This window comes from Streptomyces sp. NPDC001137 (assembly GCF_040298885.1).
Lineage (GTDB): Bacteria > Actinomycetota > Actinomycetes > Streptomycetales > Streptomycetaceae > Streptomyces.
Map to the genome: position 1 here is coordinate 67,655 of NZ_JBEPBA010000007.1, position 26,961 is coordinate 94,615.

Sequence of the window (26,961 nt, forward strand, 5' to 3'; positions counted from 1 at the left end):
GCTCATGACACTTCATGATCGAGTCAAGGGCGCCTCATGGACAGACAAATGCCGGTGCCGACGTCCAAGTGGGCGTCGGCACCGGCATGTTGAGCGATCTTCAGGTGCTCTCCCGCAGGGTCAGCCGACCAGGTTGTCGGCCATCTCCTCGGTGATGCTGGACTCCGTGCCCGGGATGCCGAGGTCGGAGGCGCGCTTGTCGGCCATCGCAAGAAGCCGGCGGATACGGCCGGCGACGGCGTCCTTGGTCAGCGGCGGATCGGCGAGCGCGCCCAGCTCCTCCAGCGAGGCCTGCTTGTGCTCCATGCGCAGGCGCCCGGCGGCCGCGAGGTGCTCGGGCACCTCCTCGCCGAGGATCTCCAGCGCGCGCTGCACACGGGCACCGGCGGCTACGGCCGCGCGTGCGGAGCGGCGCAGGTTGGCGTCGTCGAAGTTGGCGAGACGGTTCGCCGTGGCCCGCACCTCGCGGCGCATCCGGCGCTCCTCCCAGGCCAGCACCGACTCGTGCGCGCCGAGGCGGGTGAGCAGGGCGCCGATCGCGTCGCCGTCGCGGACGACCACGCGGTCCACGCCGCGCACCTCGCGCGCCTTCGCGGCGATCGACAGCCGGCGGGCGGCCCCGACCAGGGCGAGCGCGGCCTCCGGGCCGGGGCAGGTCACCTCGAGGGAGGAGGAGCGGCCGGGCTCGGTCAGCGAGCCGTGTGCCAGGAAGGCGCCGCGCCAGGCGGCCTCCGCGTCGCAGGTGGCCCCCGAGACCACCTGCGGGGGCAGACCGCGGATCGGGCGGCCGCGGCCGTCGACCAGGCCGGTCTGCCGGGCCAGCTGGTCACCACCGGCGACGACCCGTACGACATAGCGCGAACCGCGGCGCAGTCCGCCCGGCGCCATCACGATCAGCTCGGAGCTGTGACCGAAGATCTCCAGGATGTCCCGCTTCAGGCGCCGCGCCGCCATCGCGGTGTCCAGCTCCGCTTCGATCACGATGCGCCCGCTGACCAGGTGGAGGCCGCCGGCGAACCGCAGAATGGCGGAGACCTCCGCCTTTCTGCAGCAGGTCCGGGTGACGGGGAGCCGGGAGATCTCATCCTTCACCGCTGCCGTCATCGCCATGGGCCGATCCTTCCATGCATCCGAAAAATACGGTCGTACGCGGCGGCCAGCAGCTCCGGGTCGTGCCGCGGAGTTCCGTCCCTCCGGGCCACCGGCGCCAGCTCGACCGCGGCACCGAGCCGCTTGGCGGCCTCGGTGAGCACGTCACGGTCGGGCACGGCGGCCTCGTCGGCCAGCACCACGTCCAGGGCGAGTTTAGGGGCGTGTCGTCCCAAAACCTCCAAATGACGCTGCGGGGAGAAGCCTTCGGTTTCTCCGGGCTGCGGGGCGAGGTTCAGCGAGAGTACCCGGCGCGCCTTGGTCTCGGTGAGGGCGTCCAGGAGTTCGGGAACGAGCAGGTGCGGGATGACCGAGGAGAACCAGGAGCCGGGGCCGAGGACGACCCAGTCGGCGTCCAGGACCGCCTCGACGGCTTCCGGGACGGCCGGCGGGTCGTGCGGCACGAGGTGCACGGACTGCACCTCGCCCGGCGTGAGCGCCACGGTCGCCTGTCCCCGCACGGTGTCGACGTCCTCGGGCCGCTCCGGGTCGTGCCCCTTGACCAGCGCCTGCAGCTCCAGGGGTACGGCGGACATGGGCAGTACGCGCCCGTGCGCGCCGAGCAGCTTGCCGACCAGGTCGAGGGCCTGGACGTGGTCGCCCAACTGTTCCCACAGGGCGACGATCAGGAGATTGCCGACCGCGTGTTCGTGCAGGTCGCCCTTGGACTGGAAGCGGTGCTGGATGACGCGGGCCCAGGTCTGTCCCCAGTCGTCGTCACCGCACAGCGCGGCCAGCGCCTTGCGCAGGTCGCCGGGCGGCAGCACGCCCAGCTCGTCGCGCAGGCGCCCGCTGGAGCCTCCGTCGTCGGCCACGGTGACGACGGCGGTGAGGTCACCGGTGATCCGGCGCAGGGCAGCGAGCGAGGCGGACAGGCCCATGCCGCCGCCGAGGGCGACCACCTTGGGCTGGGCGCCCCGGCGGCGCGGCCGGGCGCCGCGGGCCTCGACGGGCCGGCCCGAGCGGGACTCGGGCACGACCCGGCGCAGCCTGCTCAGCCGCGGAGAACGTTCCGTCATTCGCGTCCCATGTCCCGGTGCACGACCACCGTCTCCACGCCCTCGGCCGCAAGACGCGCGGCGAGCTTCTCCGACATGGCCACCGAGCGGTGCTTGCCGCCCGTGCAGCCGATGGCGATGGTCACGTACCGCTTGCCCTCGCGGCGGTAGCCGGCCGCGATGAGCCGGAGCAGCTCGGCGTAGCGGTCGAGGAACTCCTTGGCGCCGGGCTGGTTGAAGACGTAGGCGGCCACCTCTTCGTTCAGGCCGGTGAAGGGGCGCAGCTCGGGGACCCAGTGCGGGTTGGGCAGAAAGCGCATGTCCGCGACCAGGTCGGCGTCGACCGGGAGGCCGTACTTGAAGCCGAAGGACATGACGGTGGCCCGCAGCTCGGGCTCCTCCTCGCCGGCGAACTGGGCGTCCATCTTGGCGCGCAGCTCGTGCACGTTCAGGCTGGAGGTGTCGATCACCAGGTCGGCGTCGCCGCGCAGCTCGCGCAGCAGCTCGCGCTCTGCGGCGATGCCGTCGACGATCCGGCCGTCGCCCTGGAGGGGGTGCGGGCGGCGCACCGACTCGAAGCGGCGCACCAGGGCGTCGTCGGAGGACTCCAGGAACACGATCCGCCGGGTGACGTGCTTGGCCTCCAGGTCGGCGAGGGACTCGCGGAGGTTGTCGAAGAAGCGGCGGCCGCGGACGTCGACGACGACCGCGATCCTGGCGACGTTGCCCTGCGAGCGGGCGCCGAGCTCCACCATGGTGGGGATCAGCGCGGGTGGCAGGTTGTCGACGACGAACCAGCCGAGGTCCTCCAGACACTTGGCGGCGGTCGACCTGCCCGCTCCGGACATGCCCGAGATGATCACCAGCTCCGGGATGGCCGCCTCGGGGACCGCTCCGGGGGTGTCGCTGCCCGTACTCACCTGTGCTCCGTCTCCGGTCTGGCTTTCTTGCCCGTCGTGCTCGTTCACATTCATGTCTCCTGCCCCCGTCGTTCGTCCGGGGCGCCCGTGGCCACGGGCGGCCCGCTGGAACCCATGGTGGAGGGTTCCTCTTCCATGATCTCTCCAGTGGCCGTGTTCACGGCGGGCGCGGCCGGGGCCGCCTGGGCGAGGGCCACGGCGATCGTCTCGGCCGTCTTGCGGCCTATGCCGGGGACCTCGCAGATCTGGTCGATGGTGGCGGATCGTAGTTTCTTCAGCGAACCGAAATGTTTCAGGAGTGCCTGCTTGCGTGTGTCCCCGAGTCCCGGCACGTCGTCCAGGGGGCTCGACCTGAAGCGCTTGGCCCGCTTGGTGCGCTGGTAGGTGATCGCGAAGCGGTGGGCCTCGTCGCGGACGCGCTGCAGCAGGTAGAGGCCTTCACTGGTGCGGGGCAGGACGACCGGGTCGTCCTCGTCCGGCAGCCAGACCTCCTCCAGGCGCTTGGCGAGGCCGCACACGGCGACGTCGTCGACACCGAGCTCGTCGAGGGCCTTCTTGGCCGCGGCGACCTGGGGCTGTCCGCCGTCCACGACGACGAGCTGGGGCGGGTAGGCGAACTTCTTGGGGCGGCCGTCCTCCTCGGTGAGCGTGTTCTCGCCGTCGGCCCACTCCCCCGTCTTCTCCTTCTCCGCGAGGTAGCGCCGGAAGCGGCGGTTGATCACCTCGTGCATGGAGCGGACGTCGTCCTGACCCTCGAAGCCCTTGATCTGGAAGCGGCGGTACTCGCTCTTGCGCTGCAGGCCGTCCTCGAAGACGACCATGGAGGCCACGACGTCGTCGCCCTGGAGGTGCGAGATGTCGTAGCACTCGATGCGGAGGGGGGCGCTGTCCAGGTCGAGGGCCTCGGCGATCTCCTCCAGGGCACGCGAGCGCGTGGTCAGGTCGGAGGCGCGCTTGGTCTTGTGCAGCACGAGCGCCTGCTGGGCGTTGCGCTCCACCGTGTCCATCAGGGCCTTCTTGTCGCCGCGCTGCGGGATGCGCAGCGAGACCGCGGAGCCGCGGCGCTCGGTGAGCCACTCCTGCACGGGCTCCACCGGGTCGGGCAGGGCGGGGACGAGGACCTCCTTGGGGACGGAGTCGCCGGTCTCCTCGCCGTACAGCTGCTGAAGGGCGTGTTCGACGAGGGCGCCGGTGGTGATCTCCTCGACCTTGTCGGTGACCCAGCCGCGCTGGCCACGCACGCGTCCGCCGCGTACGTGGAAGATCTGGACGGCTGCCTCCAGCTCGTCCTCGGCGACCGCGATCAGGTCGGCGTCGGTCGCGTCGGCGAGCACGACCGCGTTCTTCTCCATGGCCTTCTTCAGGGCCTCGATGTCGTCGCGCAGCCGGGCCGCCCGCTCGTACTCCATCTCCTCGGCCGCCTGGGTCATCTGCTTCTCTAGGCGGCGCAGGTACGTCCCCGTGCGGCCGGCCATGAAGTCGCAGAACTCCTCGGCCAGTTCGCGGTGTTCCTCGGCGGAGACCCGCTCGACGCAGGGGGCGGAGCACTTGCCGATGTAGCCGAGCAGACAGGGGCGGCCGGTGCGGGCGGCGTTCTTGAAGACACCCGCCGAGCAGGTGCGCACCGGGAAGACGCGCAGCAGGAGGTCCACGGTGTCGCGGATCGCCCACGCGTGCCCGTACGGCCCGAAGTAGCGCACGCCCTTGCGTTTGTGGCCGCGCATCACCTGGACGCGGGGGAACTCCTCGTTCATCGTCACCGCGAGGTACGGGTAGCTCTTGTCGTCGCGGTACTTGACGTTGAACCTAGGGTCGAACTCCTTGATCCAGGAGTACTCCAGCTGCAGGGCCTCGACCTCCGTGGACACCACGGTCCACTCCACGGACGCGGCCGTGGTGACCATGGTGCGGGTGCGGGGGTGCAGTCCGGCCAGGTCCTGGAAGTAGTTCGCCAGGCGCTGGCGCAGGCTCTTCGCCTTTCCGACGTAGATCACCCGGCGGTGCTCGTCACGGAACCTGTACACCCCTGGCGAGTCCGGGATCTGTCCCGGCTTGGGGCGGTAGCTGGAGGGATCGGCCATGTCTCACACCCTACTGGCGAGCGCTGACAGCGCGGCGGGCCTGTGGATCGGGTCTCGGCCAGGAGTGCACCGCTGTTGGGTCTCAGGTGTTGTCGGGACTAGGTCAACACGCTTCAATGCGGGGGAACTCGGGACCGGGAACGACGGCGTACGGATGTGAAGACTCCACGGCGCCGACGGGGTGGCCCCGAAACACGCACGAACCCGGCCCGACCAGCCGTAGCGAGCATTCACAGAAAGGCCCCTGCATGCCGCACGCCACACAGCACGCGGACGTCGCCGCCGTCGCGACCGCGGAACTGGACTCGGCCCTGCGGGGCGGCCCCTTCCACGTCGCACTGCGTGCCGCGATCGCCGCGCGCGGACTGCCGCTGCAGCGCGTGCAGCACCATCTGTCGCGCTACGGGGTCAAGGTCGGTGTGACGAGCCTGAGTTACTGGCAGCAGGGTGCCCGGCGCCCGCAGCGCCCCGAGTCCCTGCGGGCCGTACGCGCGCTGGAGGAGATACTCCAGCTGCCGGAGGAGTCCCTGATCCGGCTGCTCGCCGAGACCGACGAACCCTCGTGCGCGGAGCGCTCCGCGGGCCGCTCCTACCGTTCCCTGGTGGAGGCGTCCGGCGTCCTGGAGCGGCTGCTGGCCGAGCTGGGCTCGCCCCTGGACGGCGGTCTGCACACCCTGGGCCACCACGAGCGGGTCCGCATCGGCGCCCACCGCGAGCTGGCGGGGCGCGAGTCCCAGCACATAGTGCGCGCCCACAAGGACGGGGTCGACCGCTTCGTGGCCGTCCATCACGGCGACCCGGGATGCGCCCCGGAACGCATGCGGGTGCAGGCACTGGAGAACTGCCGCACGGGACGCGTGCGCGTGCACCACGACACCGGCGTGCTCGTGGCCGAGTTCCTCTTCGACACCCGCCTGCGGGCCGGGGACACCTTCCTCTTCCGCTACGGCATCGAGGACGGCACCGCCGGCGTGTCCCGCGAGTACATCCGCGGCTTCGGGCCGGCCGGCGGGCAGTACGCGCTCCAGGTGCGCTTCCACGAGCAGGCCCTGCCCTCCCGCTGCCACCGCTTCGCCCAGCACTCGCCCGCCGCCCCGCGCAGCGGCCGCCAGGAACTGCCCCTCAGCGGTCGCCACCGCTCGGTCCACCTCGTCGAGCCCCGGGTGCGCACGGGTGTCGTGGGCATCGGGTGGGAGTGGGAGTGAGCCCCGCCTGACGGGGCGACCGGATCGGCGCACTTTTCCCTCCTCAGAGGACGTAAACGTTTGCGCAAGCGTTTACGTCGGCCGCCGGATGGGATACCGTCCCCGCCGGAAGGCACACCGTGCCGTCGAAGGAACGGGCCCGGAAGGGGGACGCGATGGCGACCATGGCAGACGTCGCTCGAAGCGCCGGGGTCTCCGTGGCGACCGTCTCGCACGTCCTGAACGACACCCGGCCCGTCCTCCCCCACACCCGCCAGGCCGTCCTGGACGCCGTCGACCGGCTCGGCTACACCCCCAACACCCTCGCCCGCTCCCTGGTGACCTCGCGCACCCGCTCCATCGGGCTCGCGGTGTCGGCGATCAGCAACCCGTACTTCACGGAGATCCTCCAGGGCGTCGAGGCGGGCGCCCTGGAGCACGGCTACAGCCTGCTCATCGCCGATCCGCACGACGACCCGGAGCACGAGCGCAAGGTCGTCCAGCTGCTGCACGAACGCCGGGTCGACGGCATGATCGTCGCCCCTTCGGCGAACCCGGGCGGCCTCCTCGCCTACCTCGGCCGCCACGGTGTGCCGGCCGTCTTCCTCGACCGGATCGTCGCCGGCCCGGCCGACGGCGCACCCGTCCACGACCAGGTCTGCGCCGAGAGCGTCGAACCGACCACCCGGCTGGTCACCCATCTCGCCGAGCTCGGCCACCGCCGGATCGCCCTGGTCGCCGGCCGGCCCGGGCTCAGCACCACCCGCGAACGCGTCGCCGGGTACCGCCACGGCCTCGCCGCCTCCGGGCTCCCCCACGACGAACGTCTCCTGGTGCACGGCAACTCCGAGTCCGCCGACGCGGAGCGCGCCACCACGGCTCTTCTCTCCCTTGCCGCGCCCCCCACCGCACTGGTCACCGCCAACAACGCGATGACCATCGGTGCTCTGCGCGCCCTGCGCGACCGCGGTCTGTCCGTGCCCGAGGACATGGCCCTGTGCTGCTTCGACGACTTCGCCTGGGCGGACCTGTTCTCGCCGCGGCTGACCGCCGTCGCCCAGCCCAGCCGGGAGATCGGCGCCCAGGCGGTCCAGGTGCTCCTGGAACGCCTCGCCTCCCCGGACCGCCCCGCCCGCACGCTGCGTCTGCCCTGCACCTTCGTCCACCGGACCTCGTGCGGCTGCCCGGAGGGGACACCGCGGTCCGAACAACCCGAACAGCCCGAGAGATCCGAGAAGCCCGAGCAGTCCCGCAAGCCCGAGAAAGGAAACGCCTCGTGATCGTCGTAGCCGGTGAGGCTCTGATCGACCTGGTACCGCAGGGCGCGGGTGCTCTCGCGGGCCTGAAGCCGGCGCTCGGCGGCGGTCCCTACAACACCGCCGTGGCCCTCGGCCGTCTCGGCTCCCCCACGGCGTTCTGCTCCCGCACCTCGCGCGACGCCTTCGGCGAGGCGCTGCTCGACGGACTGCGTGCGGCGGGCGTGGACGTCTCGGGCGTGCAGCGTGGTGCGGAGCCGACCACCCTCGCGGTCGCCACGATCGACGGGGACGGATCCGCCGCCTACTCGTTCTACGTCGAGGGCACCGCCGACCGGCTGTTCGTGGCGCCCGAGGCGCTCCCCGCCGGGACGCGGGCCGTGTCCTTCGGCACCTGCTCGCTGGTCCTGGAGCCCGGGGCGACGGCCTACGAGACCCTGCTGCGGACCGCGGCCGCGCAGGGCGTGTTCACCGCGCTCGACCCCAATGTCCGGGCGGGCCTGATTCCCGACGCCGACGCCTACCGGGCGCGTTTTCGGAGCTGGCTGCCCTCGGTGTCGCTGCTCAAGCTCTCCGAGGAGGACGCCCTGTGGCTGGGCGGCTCCCCGAAGGAGTGGCTGGCCGCCGGGCCCGCGGCCGTCGTGATCACTCATGGCGGTGACGGGCTCAGCGCCTTCACCCGGGACGGCGCCGTGTACCCCGTGCCCGGCGAGAAGGTCGACGTCGTCGACACCATCGGCGCCGGCGACACGGTGAACGCGGCTCTGCTGCACGGTCTGGCCGCCCAGGACGCCCTGTCTACCGAGGCGCTCCTGGGACTGGGTTCCGACGGCTGGACCAGGCTGCTGCGCTTCGCGGCGCGGGCCGCCGCGATCACCTGCTCCCGGGCCGGCGCGGAACCGCCGTACGCGTCCGAGGTGGAGGAGGTCTAGCGGCGCGTTCCTCCTCCGGCGGGCCCTGCAGCCCGGCTTCAACGGGCGGCGCCCCGCGGGGAGTTCTCCCGCGGGGCGCCGCACTGTTCCGGATCTGTTCAGGCCTTGCGTGCCCGCGTCGTCTTCTTCGCGGGCGTCGCCTTCTTGGTGGCGCCGGCCGCCTTCTTCGTGGCCGTGTTGTTGGCGGTCCTGGCCGTCGTGGTCTTCTTCGCCGTCGATCCGGCCGCGACCGTCTTCCTGGCCGCGGTCTTGCGCGGGGCCGGTACCGAGCTGGCGTCGCTGATCCGGTCGGCGCCGAGGATCTCCCGCAGGAACTTGCCCGTGTGGCTGGCCGGGATCCCGGCGACCTCCTCGGGCGTACCTTCGGCGACGACGAGCCCGCCGCCGGCGCCGCCCTCGGGGCCCATGTCGACGATCCAGTCGGCGGTCTTGATCACGTCGAGGTTGTGCTCGATGACGATGACCGTGTTGCCCTTGTCGACCAGGCCGGCCAACACCGTCAGCAGCTTGCTGATGTCCTCGAAGTGCAGACCGGTGGTCGGCTCGTCCAGGACGTAGACCGTGCGCCCGGTGGAGCGCTTCTGCAGCTCGCTGGCGAGCTTCACACGCTGCGCCTCACCGCCGGACAGGGTGGTGGCGGACTGGCCGAGCCGGACATAGCCGAGACCGACGTCGTTCAGCGTCTTGAGGTGGCGGTTGATCGCCGGAACCGCCTCGAAGAAGTTCATGGCTTCCTCGATGGGCATGTTCAGGACCTCGGCGATGGACTTGCCCTTGTAGTGGACCTCCAGGGTCTCCCGGTTGTACCGGGCGCCGTGGCAGACCTCGCACGGGACGTACACGTCCGGGAGGAAGTTCATCTCGATCTTGATGGTGCCGTCGCCCGCGCAGTTCTCGCAGCGGCCGCCCTTAACGTTGAAGGAGAAGCGGCCCGGCATGTAGCCGCGGACCTTCGCCTCGGTGGTCTCGGCGAACAGCTTGCGGATGTGGTCGAAGACACCGGTGTACGTCGCCGGGTTGGAGCGCGGGGTGCGGCCGATGGGCGACTGGTCGACGTGCACGACCTTGTCGACGAGGTCGTCGCCGTCCACGCGCGTGTGCCGACCGGGAACGCTCCTCGCGCCGTTCAGCTCACGGGCCAGGTGCGTGTACAGGATGTCGTTGACCAGCGTCGACTTGCCGGATCCGGACACTCCCGTGACGGCCGTGAACACGCCCAGCGGGAAGGAGACGTCGATGTCCTGGAGGTTGTTCTCGCGGGCGCCGTGCACCGTGAGCCTGCGGGAGGGGTCCTGCGGGCGGCGGATGTCGGGCAGCGGGATCGCCTTCTTGCCGGCCAGGTACTGGCCGGTCATGGACTCGGCGTTGGTGAGCAGCTCCTTCAGGGAGCCGCTGTGCACGACCTTGCCGCCGTGCTCGCCCGCGCCGGGGCCGATGTCGACGACCCAGTCGGCGACCTTGATGGTGTCCTCGTCGTGCTCGACGACGATGAGCGTGTTGCCCATGTCGCGCAGTCTGACCAGGGTCTCGATCAGCCGGTGGTTGTCGCGCTGGTGGAGGCCGATGGACGGCTCGTCCAGGACGTACAGGACGCCGACGAGGCCGGAGCCGATCTGGGTGGCCAGGCGGATGCGCTGGGCCTCGCCGCCGGAGAGGGTGCCGGCCGCGCGGTTCAGCGAGAGGTAGTCCAGGCCGACGTCGACCAGGAACCGCAGCCGCTCGTTGACCTCCTTCAGGACCCGCTCGGCGATCTTCTTGTCGCGGGCGTTGAGCTTCAGCTCGCCCAGGAAGTCGGCGCAGTCGCTGATGGACATGCCGGAGACCTCGGCGATCGACTTCCCCATGATCGTGACCGCGAGGACGATCGGCTTCAGGCGGGTGCCCTCACAGGTGGGGCAGGGCACCTCGCGCATATAGCCCTCGAAGCGCTCGCGGCTGGCGTCGCTCTCGGACTCGCTGTGCCGGCGCTTGACGAAGGGGACGGCGCCTTCGAAGGGCGTGGTGTAGACGCGCTCGCGCCCGTACCGGTTGCGGTAGCGGACCTCGATCTGCGTCTTGTGGCCGTACAGCAGGGCCTTCTTGGCGCGCTGCGGCAGGCCCGCGAAGGGGATGTCGGTCCTGAATCCCAGGGCGTCCGCCAGGGCGCCGATCAGGCGGCCGAAGTAGTCCTTGGTGTGGCCGTGCGACCAGGGGTGGATGGCGCCCTCGTCGAGGGACTTGTCCTCGTCCGGGACGATCAGCTCGGGGTCGACCTCCATGCGCGTACCGATGCCGGTGCACTCGGGGCAGGCGCCGAAGGGCGAGTTGAAGGAGAAGGAGCGGGGCTCCAGCTCTTCGAAGGACAAGTCGTCGTACGCGCAGTACAGGTGCTCCGAGTACATGCGCTCGCGCTCGGGGTCGTCCTCAGGGAGGTCGACGAAGTCGAGCACGACCATGCCACCGGACAGGCCGAGGGCGGTCTCCACGGAGTCGGTGAGGCGGCGCTTGGCGGAGTCCTTGACCGTGAGGCGGTCGACGACCACCTCGATGGTGTGCTTCTCCTGCTTCTTCAGCGTGGGAGGGCTGGAGAGCTGGATGGTCTCGCCGTCCACACGCGCGCGGGAGTAGCCCTTCGTCTGGAGATCGGCGAAGAGATCGACGAACTCTCCCTTGCGCTCGCGCACCAGCGGCGACAGCACCTGGAAGCGGCTCCCCTCCGGCAGCTCCAGGACCTTGTCGACGATGGCCTGCGGCGACTGGCGCGAGATCGGGCGGCCGCACTCGGGACAGTGCGGCTTGCCGATGCGCGCGAAGAGCAGACGCAGGTAGTCGTAGACCTCGGTGATGGTGCCGACCGTCGAGCGCGGGTTGCGCGAGGTCGACTTCTGGTCGATGGAGACGGCCGGGGACAGCCCCTCGATGAAGTCGACGTCCGGCTTGTCCATCTGCCCGAGGAACTGACGGGCGTACGAGGAGAGCGACTCCACGTAGCGCCGCTGCCCCTCGGCGAAGATGGTGTCGAAGGCCAGCGAGGACTTGCCCGACCCCGACAGGCCCGTGAAGACGATGAGCGAGTCGCGCGGCAGGTCGAGCGAGACATTCTTGAGGTTGTGCTCGCGCGCGCCACGGACGATGAGACGGTCGGCCACGCCGGTCCGCACCTTTCTTGGCTTGAGAGGAGTGACAGGGGCGAGGCCCCCGTGCTTTCTCAGACTAGGGGGAGCCACTGACAACGCCGGTCGGATTCCCGGGTTGCATAACAATCCCCGGCTCTCCAGCATGCCCGACGCCACGCTCGACCATATAGCACGCGCATTCGATTTACGGCACGGCTTCACCACCTTCACCCAAAGGTGTGGCGAGGCTAGGGTCAGCACCATGATTGATCACGGTCATGACCTGGCGTCTGTACGTGACGCAACGGACCGGCTGCTCACCGCAGCCGCCAAGCTGGACAACGCATCGGTGGCCGAGCCGTCACGGCTCCCCGGCTGGAGCCGCGGCCACGTCCTCGCCCACCTCGCCCGCAACGCGGACGCCCTCGTGAACGTCCTCGAGGGCCGTCCCATGTATCCGTCCGGGGAGGCCCGCGACGCCGACATCGAGCGCGACGCCCCACGCCCTCTCGACGTCCAGCTCACCGACCTGCGCGACAGCGCGGCCCGCTTCCAGGAGACGGGAGCGGTGCCGGCGGACTGGTCGCGCACGGTGGAGCTGCGCAACGGGGTCACCGACTCGGCGTCCAGGGTGCCGTTCCGCCGGTGGGCCGAGGTGGAGCTGCACCATGTGGACCTCGGCATCGGGTACGAGCTGGAGGATCTGCCGGCCGAGTTCTCGGAGCGGGAGATCGATTTCCTGACCGCACGCTTCTCTGGGCACCCCGAGGTGCCCCCCACCCGGCTGACGGACGGCACGCACGCGTGGCGGACGGGCCGGGAGGCGACGGAGCCGGAGGTCACCGTCTCGGGCCCGGCGCCGGATCTGCTCGGCTGGCTGGCCGGGCGCCGCGACGGCTCCGGACTCACCGTGCAGGGCGGCCCGCTGCCGGCGCTCCCCCCGTTGTGACCGCGCGGCCCATGGCGGGGGCTCCCGCAGCGCTCCCCGCTATAGGCTGCCGCCATGACGTACAGCGGACAGGTGACGGTCGGCGGCCCGGCGGATGTGCACGAGCTGAAGGACCTGATGATCACCAAGATCGCGGTCGGCCCGATGGACAACAACGCCTATCTGCTGCGCTGCCGGGCCACCGATGAGCAGTTGCTGATCGACGCGGCCAACGACGCGGACACCCTGCTCGGCATGATCGGTGACGACGGCATCGCCTCCGTCGTCACCACCCATCAGCACGGCGACCACTGGCAGGCGCTCGCCCAGGTCGTCGCGGCCACGGGCGCCCGTACGTACGCGGGCCGGGAGGACGCCGGCGGCATCGCGGTGCCGACCGACGTCCTCGTCGACGACGGCGACACGATCCGGGTGGGGCGCGTGGAGCTCACCGCGCGTCATCTGGTCGGGCACACGCCGGGCTCGATCGCCCTCGTCTACGACGACCCGCACGGACATCCCCATGTCTTCACCGGGGACTGCCTCTTCCCCGGGGGTGTCGGCAACACCCGTAAGGATCCCAAGGCCTTCGCCAGTCTCATCCACGACGTCGAGACGAAGATCTTCGAGGTGCTGCCGGACGAGACCTGGGTCTACCCCGGGCACGGCAACGACACGACGCTGGGCGCGGAGCGGCCGCATCTGCCGGAGTGGCACGCGCGCGGGTGGTGAGAACGCCGAACGGCACAGGGGCGGTCAGGTGCCAGACCTGGCCGCCCCTGTACGCTCGGCCCGCTTGCCGCCTCGAGAGGACGGGCCCTGACCCATGGGAGTCATGCCCTACAGCGCGCCGAGCGCCAGTTGTGTCACATCCCGGCGGCGCACACGGCGTGAAGTGCAGGGTCCGCGCCCCGCGCCCTCGGCCTTCGCTCCGGTGTGAACTCCCCCTACGCCCGCGCCGACTTGGCTCACGTGCCCCGTGTGAAGCATTCACACGAGCCGAAGTCCTGCGCGCGCTCCCCGCGCACCTTGTTGCGCAGTCAACTGGAAGCAGCCCCGCACAGGATGACGGCTCCTGCGCGGTATGGGCCGCCGGTCTTTCGATCCCCGCCCTCGACCGGCGGCCCCGGCGTTTCCTCGGGAAGTGTTCACAAGACCGCAACACACGTTCCCACTATGCGGACAATTCCCGTCGTGACCTCGACAAACGGGACGTCGGGCTGCCAATCTCCCGCCATGCACCTCGCCCCTCGCGCACTGCGCCGCGCCGTCGCCGCGGCAACCATAGGCCTGCTCGCCACCGCTGTCGGCTGCGCTCCGCAGCCGGAGGACAAGGCGGCTGCCACACCGTCCGGTTCGGCCTCGAAGACCTGCGCCAAGGGCAAACTGGCCACCAAGACCTCCGGCAAGCTGACCATCGCCACGGACGAGCCGGCCTACGAGCCGTGGTTCAAGGACGACAAGCCCGCGAGCGGCAAGGGCTTCGAGTCGGCCGTCGCCTATGCGGTGGCGCAGCAGCTCGGCTACGGCAAGAGTGCCGTCGTCTGGCAGCGGGTTCCCTTCAACAAGGCCTTCGCGCCCGGCGTGAAGACCTTCGACTTCGACATCAACCAGGTGTCCATCAGCGACGAGCGCAAGAAGGCCGTGGACTTCTCCTCCGGCTACTACGACGTGCGCCAGGCCGTCATCGCGCTGAAGGGCTCGAAGGCCGCGAAGGCGACCAGCGTCGCTGATCTCAAGGGCCTCAAGTTGGGCGCCCAGGTGGGCACGACCAGCCTGAACTACATCAGCGACGTGGTGAAGCCCTCGCAGGAGGCGGCCGCGTACTCCAAGAACGACCAGGCCATCTCCGCGCTCAAGAACGGCCAGGTGGACGCGATCGTCACCGACCTGCCGACTGCCTTCTACGTCACCGCCGCCCAGGTGCCCGACGCCAAGATCGTCGGGCAGTTCGAGAACCAGGGCGGTACGCCCGAGCAGTTCGGGCTCGTCCTCGACAAGGGCAGTGCCCTCACCTCGTGCGTGTCGTCGGCCGTGGACGCCCTCCGCAAGGACGGCACGCTGGCGAAGCTGGAGAAGCAGTGGCTGTCCGACGCCGTCGACGCCCCGGTGCTCAAGTGACGGTCACGAAGGAGGAGTCCGGGGAGGACGCGGGCAAAGGAGACATGCCCGGCGGGTACACCCCGTCCGAGCGGCGACTGGAACGCGAGCGCTACAAGCGCGCGCGTGCCCGTCGCGCGACGGCCATCGCCGCCGTCTCGACCCTCGTCACCGCCGTCGTCCTCTACCTGGTCGTCGTCAGCGCTCCCGGCTGGGAGCGCACCAAGGAGACCTTCTTCGACGCGGGCTACGCGCGCGAGGCGTTCCCCAAGGTCCTCGAAGGGCTCTGGCTCAACATCCGGCTGCTGCTGATCTGCGGTGTGCTGGTGCTCGCCCTGGGCATGCTGATCGCCGTCGCACGGACCCTGCCGGGGCCGGTGTTCTTCCCCCTGCGGGCGCTCGCCGCCGCGTACACGGACTTCTTCCGCGGTCTGCCGCTGATCATCAACCTGATGATCGTCGTCTTCGGCGTGCCCGCACTGCGTCTCCAGGGCGTGACCGTTGATCCCGTATGGCTGGGCGGTACGGCGCTGACCCTGACGTACTCGGCGTACGTCGCCGAGGTGTTCCGCGCCGGCATCGAGTCGGTGCATCCGTCGCAGCGCGCCGCAGCCCGCTCGCTGGGCCTGACCAACCGGCAGGCGCTGCGGCACGTGGTGCTGCCCCAGGCGGTACGCCGTCAGGTGCCGCCCCTTCTCAACGACCTGGTGTCGCTCCAGAAGGACACCGGACTGGTCTCGATCGGCGGTGCGATCGACGCCGTCCGGGCATCCGACATCATCGCCCAGCGCAGCCTGAACTACACGCCGTACATCGTGGCGGGCCTGGTGTTCGTGGCGCTGACCATCCCGATGACCCGCTTCACGGACTGGGTGACGGCGCGGATGGACCGCCGGCGGGCCCAGGGAGGATCGATATGAGCGACGCGCCCGTGCTGCGCATGGAGTCCGTGCGCAAGACCTTCGGCGACACGGTCGTCCTCAGGGATGTCGACCTGGAGGTCGCGCCGCACACGGTGACCGCGCTGATCGGCGCCTCCGGCTCGGGCAAGTCGACGCTGCTGCGGTGTGCGAACCTCCTGGAGGAGATCGACGACGGGGCGATCTGGCTGGACGGCGAGGAGATCACCGATCCGCGCGCCGACCAGGACGCGGTGCGCCGCCGTATCGGTGTGGTCTTCCAGGCCTACAACCTGTTCCCGCACATGACGGTCCTGGACAACATCACCCTCGCCCCGCGGCGGGTGCACGGCGCCTCCCGTGCGGAGGCCGAGGAGCGCGCCCGGGAGCTGCTGGAGCGGCTCGGGCTCGGCGGCAAGGCGGGCGAGTACCCGGACCGGCTGAGCGGCGGTCAGCAGCAGCGTGTGGCGATCGTGCGCGCCCTGGCCGTACGGCCGCGCCTGCTGCTGCTCGACGAGATCACCGCCGCGCTCGACCCCGAGCTCGTCGGCGAGGTCCTCACCGTCGTGCGGGACCTGAAGGACGACGGCATGACCATGGTGCTGGCCACGCACGAGATGGGCTTCGCCCGGGACGTCGCCGACCAGGTCTGTTTTCTGGACTCGGGGGTGGTTCTGGAGCGCGGAACCGCCGAGCAGGTCTTCGGCGACCCGCAGCAGGAACGCACGCGGCGGTTCCTGCGGCGGATCGTGGAGGCGGGCCGGCTGTAAGAGCCGCGCGCCTGGTGACCGGGGCTTACGCGTCGGCCTGAGCCGCCCCCGCCAGCGCCGCGACGCGCTCCACCGCGAACACGTACCCCTGCACTCCGCACCCGGCGATGACGCCGTCGGCGCGCAGGGAGACGTACGAGTGGTGCCGGAACGACTCGCGCCGGTGGATGTTGGAGATGTGCACCTCCAACACGGGCAGTCCGTCGCAGGTGTTGAGTGCGTCCAGAATCGCGACCGACGTGTGGGAGTAGGCCCCGGGGTTGATGACGATCCCGCAGTGGTTCAGCCGCGCCTCGTGGATCCAGTCGACCAGTTCGCCCTCGTGGTTGGACTGCCGGAAGTCCACCGTGCCGCCGTGCGCGGCGGCCGCCTTGGCGCACAGGGTCTCGACGTCGGCGAGGGTGTCCTTGCCGTAGATCTCCGGCTGGCGCTGGCCGAGCAGGTTCAGGTTGGGCCCGTTGAGGATCATGATCGGGGCGTTGGCCAGGGTGCGGGGCACGGTTCCTCCGGTCCGGTGGTGTGCGGCGATCCGTCCAGGACCGCTGTTCGCACCCGGTTTATCACGGTGCCTTCACGCCCGTGCGCCCCCGTAACCCGCTGTCACGGTGGGTAGTTGACGCTGCATGCACGACGTACGCACCGTAATGAGACCCTCCATGCTGCGGCTCGCGGCCGCCTCGCTCGCCGGGACGGCCATCGAGTTCTACGACTTCTTCGTCTACGGGACCGCCGCGGCACTGGTCCTGGGGCCGCTGTTCTTCCCGGCGTTCTCACCGGTGGCGGGGACACTGGCCGCCTTCGTCACGTTCGGTGTGGGGTTCGTGGCGCGCCCGCTGGGCTCGGTGCTGTTCGGGCACATCGGGGACCGGCGCGGACGTCGGCCGGTCCTGGTCGGCTCGTTGCTGATGACCGGCGCCGCCACGGTCGCGGTCGGGTGTGTGCCGACGTACGACTCGATCGGTGTGGCCGCCCCCGTGCTGCTCCTGGTGCTGCGTTTTCTGCAGGGGCTGGGGCTCGGCGGGGAGTGGGGCGGGGCCGTGCTGCTCACCGCCGAGCACGCGCCCGCCGAACGGCGTGCCCTGTGGTCCAGCTTCCCGCAGGTCGGGCCCGCCCTGGGCTTTCTGCTCGCCAATGGTGTGGTGCTGGCGCTGTCGGCGACGCTGTCCGACGCGCAGTTCGCCCAGTGGGGATGGCGGGTGCCGTTCTGGGCGGCGGGTGTGCTGGCCGCGGTGGGGCTGTGGCTGCGGTCGTCGCTCGCCGAGAGCCCCAGCTTCCTCGAGATCGACGACCACGCGCGCGTGCCGCTCGCGGAGGTCGTGCGCGGCCACTGGCGGCTCGTCCTGCTGACGGCCGGGGCGCTCTCGGTCGGGTATGCGATCTTCTACACGGTGACGACCTGGTCCCTCGCGTACGCGACGGAGCGGCTCGGGGTCAGCCGTATCGTCATGTTGACCTGCATCATGGCCGCGGTGGTGGTGAAGGGCGCGCTCACCCCGCTGGCCGCGCTGCTCGGGGACCGCTACGGACGGCGGCCGATGTGCCTGGCCGGGTGCGCGGCCGCCGCCGCGTGGATGTTTCCGACGGTCTACCTCCTGGCGACCGGGGAACCGCTGCTGATGTTCGCCGGCTTCCTGGGGGCGCTGCTCGCGTTCGTCACGATGTTCGGGGTGATCGCCGCGTATCTGCCCGAGCTGTACGAACCGCGCGTGCGCTGCACGGGAGCGGCCGTGGGCTACAACCTCGGCGGGGTGCTCGGGGGCGCGCTCACGCCGATCGCGGCGACGGCGCTGGCCGAGCACGGGGGCCGGGTCCCGTGGGGCGTGGGCGCCTATCTGACGGGGATCGCGCTGCTGAGCCTGGGGTGCTTCGCGCTGCTGCCGGAGACCCGGCCGGGAGCGGTGGTCGTCGCGGAGCCGGTCATGGATTGACCGCGAGCTCCAAGTACGCCGCGAACAGCACCAGATGGACCCCGCCCTGCAGCGGTGTGGCCCGGCCCGGCACCACCGTCAGCGAGCTCACCACCACGGTCAGGGCGAGCAGCACCATGTGGGTGGAGCCGAGGCCGAGAACGAGCGGGCCGGAGAGCCAGACGGACGCCAGGGCGACCGCGGGGATGGTCAGGCCGATGCTGGCCATGGCGGAGCCGAGGGCGAGGTTCAGACTGGTCTGCACCCGGTCGCGGCGGGCGGAACGCAGGGCCGCGATGGTCTCCGGAAGCAGTACCAGCAGAGCGATGATCACGCCGACGACCGCGTGGTGCAGTCCGGCGGCCTCCACCGCGGACTCGATCGTGGGCGACACCCCCTTGGCCAGTCCGACCACGCCGATCAGCGCGACACCGAGCAGGCCCAGGCTGATCCACGCGGTGCGGACGGCCGGGGTGTCCGCGTGGTCGTCCGCGGCGATCACCCCGCCCTGGCGGCTGATGGGCAGGAAGTAGTCGCGGTGCCGTACGGTCTGGGTCGCGACGAACAGGCCGTAGAGGATCAGCGAGGAGATCGCGGCGAAGGTGAGCTGTACGCCGGAGAACTCCGGGCCCGGCTTGCTGGTGGTGAACGTCGGCAGTACCAGGCTGAGCGTGGCCAGGGTGGCGACGGTGGCGAGCGCGGCACCGGTTCCTTCGGCGTTGAAGACCGCGGTGCCGTGGCGCACGGAGGCGACGAGCAGACAGAGACCGACGATGCCGTTGCAGGTGATCATCACCGCCGCGAAGACCGTGTCCCTGGCCAGGGTCGAGCTCTTGCCGCCGCCGTCTGCCATCAGGGTGACGATCAGGGCGACCTCGATGACCGTGACGGCGACGGCGAGGACGAGCGAGCCGAACGGTTCGCCGACCCGGTGCGCCACGACCTCGGCATGGTGCACGGCGGCGAGGACGGCGCCCGCGAGGACGAGGCTGACCACGGCGACGACCCCGGCGGGCAGATCACGCCCCCAGGTGAAGGCGAGCAGGACGATCGCGAGCACCGGCACGACGGACGTCCACCGCGTCGTGAACGACCTGAGCCGAGCGATCATGCAGCGATCGTTGCAGAGGCGTACGGGCCCCGCACTCCGGCGGTGCGGGGCCCCTTCGGGGGGTGCACGGCTATTTGAGCTCGGTCGTCTCCAGCAGGTCGCAGTTGGTGAACGTACGCTCCCCGATGCTCAGTGCGCCCATCTGCTCCGCCATCTTGGTCGTCTCGGGGTCGTTGCTGTTCCGCATCGCGTCCTCGTACGACTCGAACTCGATCAGTGCCAGATAGCGGCGGGGGTTGTCCCGGTCCTTGAGGAGCATGCTGTGCGTGGGGCCGCCCGCCCGGCCGGCGCTGCGCTCCCTCGCCTCCTGGACCAGCTGCTGCATCTCCTCCAGACGCTCGGTCTCAAAGGTGATGATCTGCACGAACTTCATGGGTACCTCCACCCGGCCAGGGCGCTCCCAGCCGGGGAACGCGCTCAGGAAACAAGCAAGCACCAGGAGGGGTGGTCGGCAATTCGCCGCGCACCCCTCCCGGGGGTGGTTGTTTCTACGTCCGTCTCAGTCAGGCCTGGATGCTGTCCTTCGCAGCGCCTTCGCTCTCGCCGTGCGCCGCCTCGGCCGCCGCCTGCTTCTTCGACGCTCGCAGGCTGGTGATGGTGGTGACGACGAGGACCGAGCAGATCACGCCGAGGGAGACCGGTATGGAGATCTCCGGGACGTGGACACCGGACTCGTGCAGTGCGTGCAGCACCAGCTTGACGCCGATGAAGCCGAGGATGATCGACAGGCCGTAGCTGAGGTGGACCAGCTTCTTCAGCAGTCCGCCGATGAGGAAGTACAGCTGCCTGAGGCCCATCAGCGCGAAGGCGTTGGCGGTGAAGACGATGTACGGATCCTGGGTCAGGCCGAAGATCGCGGGGATCGAGTCGAGCGCGAACAGGACGTCGGTGGTGCCGATCGCCAGCATCACGACCAGCATCGGCGTCATCACCCGCTTGCCGTTCTGCTGGATCCACAGCTTGGTGCCGTGGTAGCGGTCGGCGACACCGAAGCGGCGCTCGGCAGCCTTGAGCAGCTTGTTCTCCTCGAACTCCTCGTCCTCCTCATCGGCGCGGGCCTCCTGGATGAGCTTCCAGGCGGTCCAGATGAGGAAGGCGCCGAAGAGGTAGAAGACCCACGCGAAGCTGGCGAGGATCGCCGCACCGGCCGCGATGAAGATCGCCCGCAGCACCAGGGCTATGAGGACGCCGACGAGCAGCACCCGCTGCTGGTACTGGGAGGGCACCGCGAACTTCGCCATGATCAGCACGAAGACGAAGAGGTTGTCGACGCTCAGGGACTTCTCGGTGATGAAGCCCGCGAAGAACTCGCCGCCGGCCCGGCCGCCGCCGAAGAGGAGCAGACCGAGCCCGAAGAGCCCGGCCAGGGCGATCCAGACGACCGTCCAGATCCCGGCTTCCTTGATCGAGACGTCGTGCGGCTTGCGGCCGATGAAGAAGTCGACCGCGATGAGGGCGGCAAGGCCCACGATGGTCAGGACCCACAGGGTCGGGGAAACATCCACTGTGCCTCCGGCAATACGTAACGGCAGATACAGCGTCGTCGCGCTGCCGGAGGTCTCTTCCACCCAGGGTGGGCCGACGCCCCGGGATCAGCTCTGATCCGTATTGACGGGTACGCCGCAGTCGACAGGGAGTACTCCCCTCCGTGCGGACTACAGTACCCCAATCGCCAAGGGAAGGTAAAGCAATTAGTAAAGGAAAGGCCAAAGTGCCAGTTCAGGGTGCCTTTACCGATACTTGGTGCGTGCTGATGCCACCTGGGTGAGCACTTGCTGGAGCACCTGGCTGCCCGGCGGAACGAGGGCCGGCTCGTAGGTCCAGGCATGGCCGACCCACGGGTCGGCGAGATGGTCGTCGGGCAGCGGGGTCAGGCGCAGCAGCGAACGCCACAGGGGGTCGAGCAGAGGCCCGTAGCCGGCGGCCTCCTCGCGGTCCGCGACCATCATCAGATGGACGCCCACGGCCGGTCCCTCGTCCGCGAGGTAGCGCAGCTGGGTCACTGCCCGGTCGTCGAAGCCGTGCGGGAAGTCGTTGACGATCAGGAGCTGATGGGCCGTGTCCAGGCCGGGCGGGAGCGAGTCGGCCGCACCGCCGCGCACCGCCATCTGCACCAGGTCGACACGCTGGGTGAGCCGGGTCAGGGCGTCCGCCACGCCCGCCGCGCCCAGGGCGGGCGGGGCCGCGAGCACGCCGGCGTGCACCAGGGGTGCGAGCGCCTGCGCCGCGGAGCCGGCCGGGTCGATGACGTGTACGGCGAACTCGCCCGCCGGATAGACCGCGAGCAGCCGTGCCGCGAGCGCCACCGCGGTGTCCATCGCGAGGCGCCCCACCTCATGGGCGTTCGCGGACGGGTCGTCGACCGATGCGGGGCGTCCGCTGTCGATCCACAGGCCGCGTTCGAGCGGCAGGCGGACCAGCATCGGGATGCGCAGCAGCTCGCTCTCGGGCAGCGAGAGGTCGCCCAGGCGCACGGCCATCGGGATCTCCATCGGCACCCGGTAGCCGTGCCAGACGGGGTTGTCCCAGCGCGCGTACGCGGGCGGCAGCGCGGGCTCCACGACCTCGGCCTCGGCGGTGAGCTGGGCGAGGTCCCGGTCGAGCGCCGCCCTGGCCTGGTCGACGAGCTGTGCGTGCTTGGCGCGGGCCGCCTCGCGCGCGGCGTCGCCCTGTCCGCCGATTCTGCTGCGCGGGTCGGACAGCGCCTGGTCGAGCTCCTTCTCCATGCGTGAATCCGCGAAGTCCACGGCGCTGCGGTAGGCGGCCGTGGTGCGGGCCAGGTCCTCGAACATGCCCCAGACCTGGTTGTACAGCCGCTCGTCCATGGACCAGCCGGTCGCGTCGCCCGCGATGGGCGGCGCCGGCTGTCCGGGCGGGGCCGGGGGCGCGGTCGGCGGGGGCGGTGGCGGAGCGGCGGCCTGTCGGCCCGGGTGGCTGTAGTCGACCGGGCCGCCCGCGGCGGGCGAGGACGGCTGTGTGACCGCGGAAGGATCCACCGGGTGTCCGGGCTGGGCGCCCGGATCATACGGAGACGTGGGCTGCGGCGGTACGGGACCGGGCGCGCCCTGGGGTGCCGCGGGACCACCCTGATCGGGTCCGTGCGCCGACGCGGCGGCCTGGCGGGTGCGATCCCCCTCCGCGGTGCGCTGCGGGGGCGCCGGAACCGAGCGGGCCAGGCCCTGGGCCACGGCCTCGTTGATGGTGCCCGCCAGGCGATGCGCCTCGGGCAGGCCTTGATCGGCGAAGAGCTCGGCCAGGCCGCCCGCATATCCCTGGCCGACGGCGCGCACCTTCCAGGCACCCTGCCGGCGGTAGAGCTCAAGGGCGACGACGGCGCACTCGGCGTCCAGGCCGGTGATCGTGTAGCTGGCGACCTCGGTGCCGTCCAGGCCCGTGACCGCGACGAAGGGGGCGGCGACCGTACCGAAGCGGACCGGGCCCTGCCCTCCCGCCGGGGGCAGGGCGAGCAGCACATTGACCCGGTGCACGGCCTCCGGCATGGCGTCCAGGTCCACCGCGAGACGGTGGTCGGCGGCCGCCTGCTTGGAGACCTCGAGCCCGGGCAGGGTGGGGGCGCCCGGGTGGGCCACCCACTCGACACCGCGTGCCCTGCCGTTCTCGTCGCTGAGCGTGGCCGAGGCCACGATCGGCGTGCCGGCCGCGACCCGGATCTCCAGACGGGACTGGGAGAGCGGGTGGTTCTGCCCCCGCACCAGCTCGGCCGTCATCGCCCTCGTCCCCCTGTGTCGCTGGTGTGTCGTGTCGTGTGCCGTCAGGGCCTGTCTTCTCGGCAGGCCCTGACGGGGTGGGTTCTACAGGTGCGGCAGGATCGCCGGCATCAGGTCCTGGAAGGTGCGGCCGTTGGCAGGGGTGCCGAGGGCCGTCATCGTCCAGCCCGGGCCCGAGCGGTGCACCTTCGCCATGATCTGGGCCGTGTAGGCGCCGCCGCCCGCCAGCGTGTAGCGGGCGAGCTCCTGGCCGTTGGTCTCGTCGACCAGGCGGCAGAACGCGTTCTGCACCTCCTGGAACGTCTGGCCGGTGAACGAGTTCACGGTGAAGACGATCTGGTCGATGTGGACCGGGATGCGCGCCAGGTCCACCAGGATCGCCTCGTCGTCGCCGCCCTGGCCCACGCCGCCGACCAGGTTGTCACCGGTGTGGCGCACGGAGCCGTCGTCGCTCACCAGGTGGCGGAAGAAGACGACGTCGACCGGCTGCTTGTCGGCGAACAGGACGGCGGAGGCGTCCAGGTCGATCTCCCGGGTGCGCGAGCCGAACAGGCCGCGCCGGGGAGCCGCCTGCCAGCCGAGACCCATGCGGACCGCGGTCAGGCTGCCCCCGTCGTTCTTCTGCAGACTGATGGCCTGACCCTTGGTCATGTTGACGGTCACGCGCTGATTCCCCTCTCGAACTGTCCCCTGTTGCCGCAAAGTCCGCGGTTGCCCAAAACCCTACGCAGGGCCGCCGGGACTGCCTCACCCCGACCCGTACTTTGTGTCGGTCTTGCAACACAGGGCACACGGGCCGAGATCCGGCAGCGGCAGCGGGCGGTCAGGCCAGGCCCGCCTCCCGCATCTGCCGCAGTTCCTTCTTCATCTCGGAGACCTCGTCACGCAGCCGGGCCGCGATCTCGAACTGGAGGTCGGCGGCGGCAGCGCGCATGCGCGCCGTCATCTCCTCGATCTGCTCGGCGAGTTCGGCGGCGGGACGGTCGGTCGGGACCGTCGCCTTCGCCTTGCCCTTGGCGGCCTTGGCCCCTCCGGCCGCTTTGGAGCCGAGGGCGGGCACGGGTGCCTTGGCGCCCTTGCCGTCCTTCAGCTTGCGGTAGCCCGAGCCGAGCAGCTGCTCCGTGTCGACGTCCTCGCGGGCGATCTGGGCGACGATGTCGTTGATCTTCTTGCGGAGCGGCTGGGGGTCGATTCCGTTGGCCGTGTTGTAAGCGACCTGCTTCTCCCGGCGGCGGTTGGTCTCCTCGATGGCCTTCTCCATCGCCGGGGTGATCTTGTCGGCGTACATGTGGACCTGGCCGGAGACGTTGCGGGCGGCGCGGCCGATGGTCTGGATCAGCGACGTACCGGAGCGCAGGAAGCCTTCCTTGTCGGCGTCGAGGATGGCCACCAGGGACACCTCGGGCAGGTCGAGGCCCTCGCGCAGCAGGTTGATGCCGACCAGGACGTCGAACTCGCCGGAGCGCAGTTCGCGCAGCAGCTCGACGCGGCGCAGGGTGTCGACGTCGCTGTGCAGATAGCGGACCTGGATGCCCAGTTCCAGGAAGTAGTCCGTGAGGTCCTCGGCCATCTTCTTGGTGAGCGTGGTGACCAGGACGCGCTCGTCCTTCTCGGTGCGGGTGCGGATCTCGTGCACCAGGTCGTCGATCTGGCCCTCGGTGGGCTTGACCACGACCTCCGGGTCGATCAGACCGGTGGGGCGGATGATCTGCTCGACGGCGCCGTCCGCGCGCGAGAGCTCGTACTTGCCCGGGGTCGCCGACAGATAGACCGTCTGCCCGATGCGCTCCTGGAACTCCTCCCACTTCAGCGGGCGGTTGTCGAGGGCGGAGGGCAGGCGGAAGCCGTGGTCGACGAGGGTGCGCTTGCGGGAGGCGTCGCCCTCGTACATCGCGCCGATCTGCGGGACGGTGTTGTGGGACTCGTCGATGACCAGCAGGAAGTCGTCCGGGAAGTAGTCCAGCAGGGTGTTGGGCGGGGAGCCGGGCTGCCGGCCGTCGAAGTGCATCGAGTAGTTCTCCACGCCGGAGCAGGAGCCGATCTGGCGGAGCATCTCGAGGTCGTACGTCGTCCGCATCCGCAGGCGCTGGGCCTCCAGGAGCTTGCCCTGCTTCTCCAGTTCGGCCAGCCGCTCGCCGAGCTCCTTCTCGATGTCGTTGATGGCCCGCTCCATGCGTTCGGGCCCTGCGACGTAGTGGGACGCCGGGAAGACGTACAGCTGCTGGTCGTCGCTGATGATCTCGCCGGTGATCGGGTGGAGCGTGGACAGCGCCTCGATCTCGTCGCCGAACATCTCGATGCGGACGGCGAGTTCCTCGTAGACCGGGAAGATCTCGATGGTGTCGCCGCGGACGCGGAAGGTGCCCCGGGTGAAGGCCAGGTCGTTGCGCGTGTACTGGATGTCGACGAAGCGGCGCAGCAGCTGGTCGCGGTCGATCTCGTCGCCGACCCTGAGGGGGACCATGCGGTCCACGTACTCCTGCGGCGTGCCGAGGCCGTAGATGCAGGACACCGAGGCGACCACGACGACGTCTCGGCGGGTGAGCAGCGAGTTCGTCGCCGAGTGACGCAGGCGCTCGACCTCCTCGTTGATCGAGGAGTCCTTCTCGATGTAGGTGTCCGACTGCGGGACGTATGCCTCGGGCTGGTAGTAGTCGTAGTACGAGACGAAGTACTCGACCGCGTTGTTCGGCAGCAGCTCGCGGAACTCGTTCGCCAGCTGGGCGGCCAGGGTCTTGTTCGGCGCCATCACCAGGGTGGGGCGCTGGAGCTTCTCGATCATCCACGCCGTGGTGGCGGACTTGCCGGTGCCGGTCGCGCCGAGCAGAACGACGTCCTTCTCGCCTGCCTCGATGCGCCGGGCGAGCTCGGCGATGGCCTGCGGCTGGTCGCCGCTGGGCTGGTAGGGGCTGACGACCTCGAAGGGCGCCACCGTGCGTTCGATGTTGGAAACGGGCCGCATGGAATCAACCGTACGACCCGGCACTGACAACGCGGGCCGATCAGCGGTTCTGCGGGGTACGGGAGGTGCTTCGGCCGGGCTGCCGGGCCGGGCGGGGCGGGAGGTGGTGGGCCGGGTGGTGGACGGCCGGGTGGGCCGGGACGCCCGGCTTGCTCTCGACGGGGGTGACGGCGGGCTTGCCCATGACCATCAGCGGGTCGAACATCACGACCACGGCGGCCAGCAGGAGAAAGGCGAGCGGGCCGACCAGCATGGGCCACAGCAGTGCGGCGGGCGAGTCCCCGGAGGCCGGAGCGGCCGTGTTGTGGAGATGGACGCTGAGTGCCGCCATGCCCGTGTAGTGCATGCCGCTGACGGCGAGTCCCATGACGAGGCTCGCGCCCACGCTCCACAGGAAGCCCCTGACCTGTCCGGCCGCCCACAGGGCGGCGGTCGCGGCCACCATCGCGATGACGACGGAGGCGGAGACGGTCACCGTGTCGTATCCCAGCTTTCCGTTCAGGCGCATTCCCGCCATGCCCAGATAGTGCATCGAGGCGATTCCCAGGCCGGTGATCGTGCCCCCGGTGAACAGGGCCGTTCCCTTCGCGCCCTTGTAACCGACGATGAAGATCCCGACACCGACCATGACAATGGCGACGCCGAGGCTGGCGAACGTGGTCGGCTGGTCGTAGTGGATCGGCGCCTGTTTGACCGTGAACCCCATCATCGCGACGAAGTGCATGGTCCATATGCCGGAGCCGATGGCCGCCGCCCCGAGGGCCAGCCAGCCGGGCCGCCAGGAGTGGGCGACGAGCATGGATCTGGTCGTGCAGCGCAGCCCCAGGGCACCACCGAGGGAGGCCATGAGATAGGCCACCACCGGTGTGACGAGTCCGTAGCTGAATCCGTCGACCGTGCCTTGCATGCGCGGCTGCCCTTCCCGCCCTCTTACGTCCCGG

22 protein-coding genes are annotated in these 26,961 nt (G+C 70.3%); 9 read left to right on the forward strand and 13 right to left on the reverse strand.

Going from position 1 to position 26,961, the window contains the following annotated elements; all coding sequences use genetic code 11:
• Positions 1-120 precede the first annotated feature (120 nt).
• Genes whiA through uvrC form a run of 4 tightly spaced genes read right to left on the reverse strand, consistent with a single transcriptional unit; the run spans position 121 to position 5,148 of the window.
• The gene (gene whiA / locus ABT254_RS15785; RefSeq protein ID WP_351469325.1) at positions 121-1,110 is read right to left on the reverse strand and encodes a DNA-binding protein WhiA; all 990 of its coding nucleotides are present in this window, start codon (positions 1,108-1,110) and stop codon (positions 121-123) included.
• A complete protein-coding gene (locus tag ABT254_RS15790) occupies positions 1,101-2,168 on the reverse strand; it encodes a gluconeogenesis factor YvcK family protein (RefSeq protein WP_351469328.1) in 1,068 nt (355 codons plus the stop codon). Before ABT254_RS15790 ends, whiA begins: the two co-directional genes overlap by 10 nt.
• On the reverse strand, positions 2,165-3,121 hold the full coding sequence (gene rapZ / locus ABT254_RS15795) for an RNase adapter RapZ (protein WP_351469330.1): 957 nt from the start codon (positions 3,119-3,121) through the stop codon (positions 2,165-2,167). Before rapZ ends, ABT254_RS15790 begins: the two co-directional genes overlap by 4 nt.
• Positions 3,118-5,148: an excinuclease ABC subunit UvrC gene (gene uvrC, locus ABT254_RS15800; protein WP_351469332.1), complete on the reverse strand. Its 2,031-nt coding sequence runs from the start codon at positions 5,146-5,148 to the stop codon at positions 3,118-3,120. Before uvrC ends, rapZ begins: the two co-directional genes overlap by 4 nt.
• A 248-nt stretch (positions 5,149-5,396) precedes the next feature.
• On the opposite strand from uvrC, the gene ABT254_RS15805 reads away from it, so the two are divergent.
• The 3 genes from ABT254_RS15805 to ABT254_RS15815 all read left to right on the forward strand — a co-directional run bounded on the left by ABT254_RS15805 (position 5,397) and on the right by ABT254_RS15815 (position 8,520).
• Positions 5,397-6,353 carry a hypothetical protein gene (locus ABT254_RS15805; protein WP_351469334.1) on the forward strand — a complete coding sequence of 319 codons (957 nt, stop codon included), beginning with the start codon at positions 5,397-5,399 and terminating at the stop codon, positions 6,351-6,353.
• Positions 6,354-6,508: 155 nt separating this feature from the next.
• Positions 6,509-7,612 carry a LacI family DNA-binding transcriptional regulator gene (locus ABT254_RS15810; RefSeq protein WP_351469336.1) on the forward strand — a complete coding sequence of 368 codons (1,104 nt, stop codon included), beginning with the start codon at positions 6,509-6,511 and terminating at the stop codon, positions 7,610-7,612.
• A complete protein-coding gene (locus tag ABT254_RS15815; RefSeq protein ID WP_351469338.1) occupies positions 7,609-8,520 on the forward strand; it encodes a carbohydrate kinase family protein in 912 nt (303 codons plus the stop codon). Before ABT254_RS15810 ends, ABT254_RS15815 begins: the two co-directional genes overlap by 4 nt.
• Positions 8,521-8,618: 98 nt before the next feature.
• Here the strand turns inward: ABT254_RS15815 and uvrA are convergent, their stop codons facing one another.
• Entirely contained in the window at positions 8,619-11,648 is a 3,030-nt protein-coding gene (gene uvrA, locus ABT254_RS15820) for an excinuclease ABC subunit UvrA (RefSeq protein WP_351469341.1), read from the reverse strand.
• A gap of 229 nt (positions 11,649-11,877) precedes the next feature.
• Here uvrA and ABT254_RS15825 point away from each other — a divergent pair, with 229 nt between their 5' ends.
• The 5 genes from ABT254_RS15825 (at position 11,878) to ABT254_RS15845 (ending at position 16,312) form a co-directional block, all read left to right on the forward strand.
• Positions 11,878-12,564 carry a maleylpyruvate isomerase family mycothiol-dependent enzyme gene (locus tag ABT254_RS15825; RefSeq protein ID WP_351469344.1) on the forward strand — a complete coding sequence of 229 codons (687 nt, stop codon included), beginning with the start codon at positions 11,878-11,880 and terminating at the stop codon, positions 12,562-12,564.
• A gap of 54 nt (positions 12,565-12,618) precedes the next feature.
• Positions 12,619-13,275, forward strand: a complete 657-nt coding sequence (locus tag ABT254_RS15830; protein WP_351469347.1) for an MBL fold metallo-hydrolase — start codon at positions 12,619-12,621, stop codon at positions 13,273-13,275.
• Positions 13,276-13,779: 504 nt separating this feature from the next.
• Positions 13,780-14,664, forward strand: coding sequence for an ABC transporter substrate-binding protein (locus tag ABT254_RS15835; RefSeq protein ID WP_351469350.1), 885 nt, complete (start codon positions 13,780-13,782; stop codon positions 14,662-14,664).
• Complete coding sequence (locus tag ABT254_RS15840) at positions 14,661-15,563, forward strand: amino acid ABC transporter permease (RefSeq protein WP_351469353.1); 903 nt, start codon at positions 14,661-14,663, stop codon at positions 15,561-15,563. The genes ABT254_RS15835 and ABT254_RS15840 overlap by 4 nt, the downstream gene beginning before the upstream one ends.
• Positions 15,560-16,312: an amino acid ABC transporter ATP-binding protein gene (locus tag ABT254_RS15845; RefSeq protein ID WP_351469356.1), complete on the forward strand. Its 753-nt coding sequence runs from the start codon at positions 15,560-15,562 to the stop codon at positions 16,310-16,312. The genes ABT254_RS15840 and ABT254_RS15845 overlap by 4 nt, the downstream gene beginning before the upstream one ends.
• Before the next feature lie 25 nt (positions 16,313-16,337).
• On the opposite strand, the gene aroQ is transcribed toward ABT254_RS15845, so the two are convergent.
• Complete coding sequence (gene aroQ / locus ABT254_RS15850) at positions 16,338-16,811, reverse strand: type II 3-dehydroquinate dehydratase (protein WP_351469359.1); 474 nt, start codon at positions 16,809-16,811, stop codon at positions 16,338-16,340.
• A 157-nt stretch (positions 16,812-16,968) separates the two neighbouring features.
• Here aroQ and ABT254_RS15855 point away from each other — a divergent pair, with 157 nt between their 5' ends.
• Entirely contained in the window at positions 16,969-18,240 is a 1,272-nt protein-coding gene (locus ABT254_RS15855; RefSeq protein ID WP_351469362.1) for an MFS transporter, read from the forward strand.
• Here ABT254_RS15855 and ABT254_RS15860 read toward each other — a convergent pair.
• The 7 genes from ABT254_RS15860 to ABT254_RS15890 form a co-directional block, all read right to left on the reverse strand.
• Positions 18,230-19,330: a calcium:cation antiporter gene (locus tag ABT254_RS15860; protein ID WP_351469365.1), complete on the reverse strand. Its 1,101-nt coding sequence runs from the start codon at positions 19,328-19,330 to the stop codon at positions 18,230-18,232. The two genes, ABT254_RS15855 and ABT254_RS15860, sit on opposite strands and share 11 nt — an antisense overlap.
• A 70-nt stretch (positions 19,331-19,400) precedes the next feature.
• Positions 19,401-19,703: a hypothetical protein gene (locus ABT254_RS15865; protein ID WP_351469368.1), complete on the reverse strand. Its 303-nt coding sequence runs from the start codon at positions 19,701-19,703 to the stop codon at positions 19,401-19,403.
• 130 nt (positions 19,704-19,833) lie between these two features.
• The gene (locus tag ABT254_RS15870) at positions 19,834-20,835 is read right to left on the reverse strand and encodes a TerC/Alx family metal homeostasis membrane protein (RefSeq protein WP_351469371.1); all 1,002 of its coding nucleotides are present in this window, start codon (positions 20,833-20,835) and stop codon (positions 19,834-19,836) included.
• A 225-nt stretch (positions 20,836-21,060) separates the two neighbouring features.
• Positions 21,061-23,058: a TerD family protein gene (locus ABT254_RS15875; RefSeq protein WP_351469374.1), complete on the reverse strand. Its 1,998-nt coding sequence runs from the start codon at positions 23,056-23,058 to the stop codon at positions 21,061-21,063.
• Positions 23,059-23,142: 84 nt separating this feature from the next.
• Complete coding sequence (locus ABT254_RS15880) at positions 23,143-23,721, reverse strand: TerD family protein (protein ID WP_030933261.1); 579 nt, start codon at positions 23,719-23,721, stop codon at positions 23,143-23,145.
• A gap of 160 nt (positions 23,722-23,881) precedes the next feature.
• Positions 23,882-26,020 carry an excinuclease ABC subunit UvrB gene (gene uvrB, locus ABT254_RS15885; RefSeq protein WP_351469377.1) on the reverse strand — a complete coding sequence of 713 codons (2,139 nt, stop codon included), beginning with the start codon at positions 26,018-26,020 and terminating at the stop codon, positions 23,882-23,884.
• 40 nt (positions 26,021-26,060) lie between these two features.
• Positions 26,061-26,927 carry an MHYT domain-containing protein gene (locus tag ABT254_RS15890; protein WP_351469380.1) on the reverse strand — a complete coding sequence of 289 codons (867 nt, stop codon included), beginning with the start codon at positions 26,925-26,927 and terminating at the stop codon, positions 26,061-26,063.
• Between the last annotated feature and the right edge of the window lie 34 nt (positions 26,928-26,961).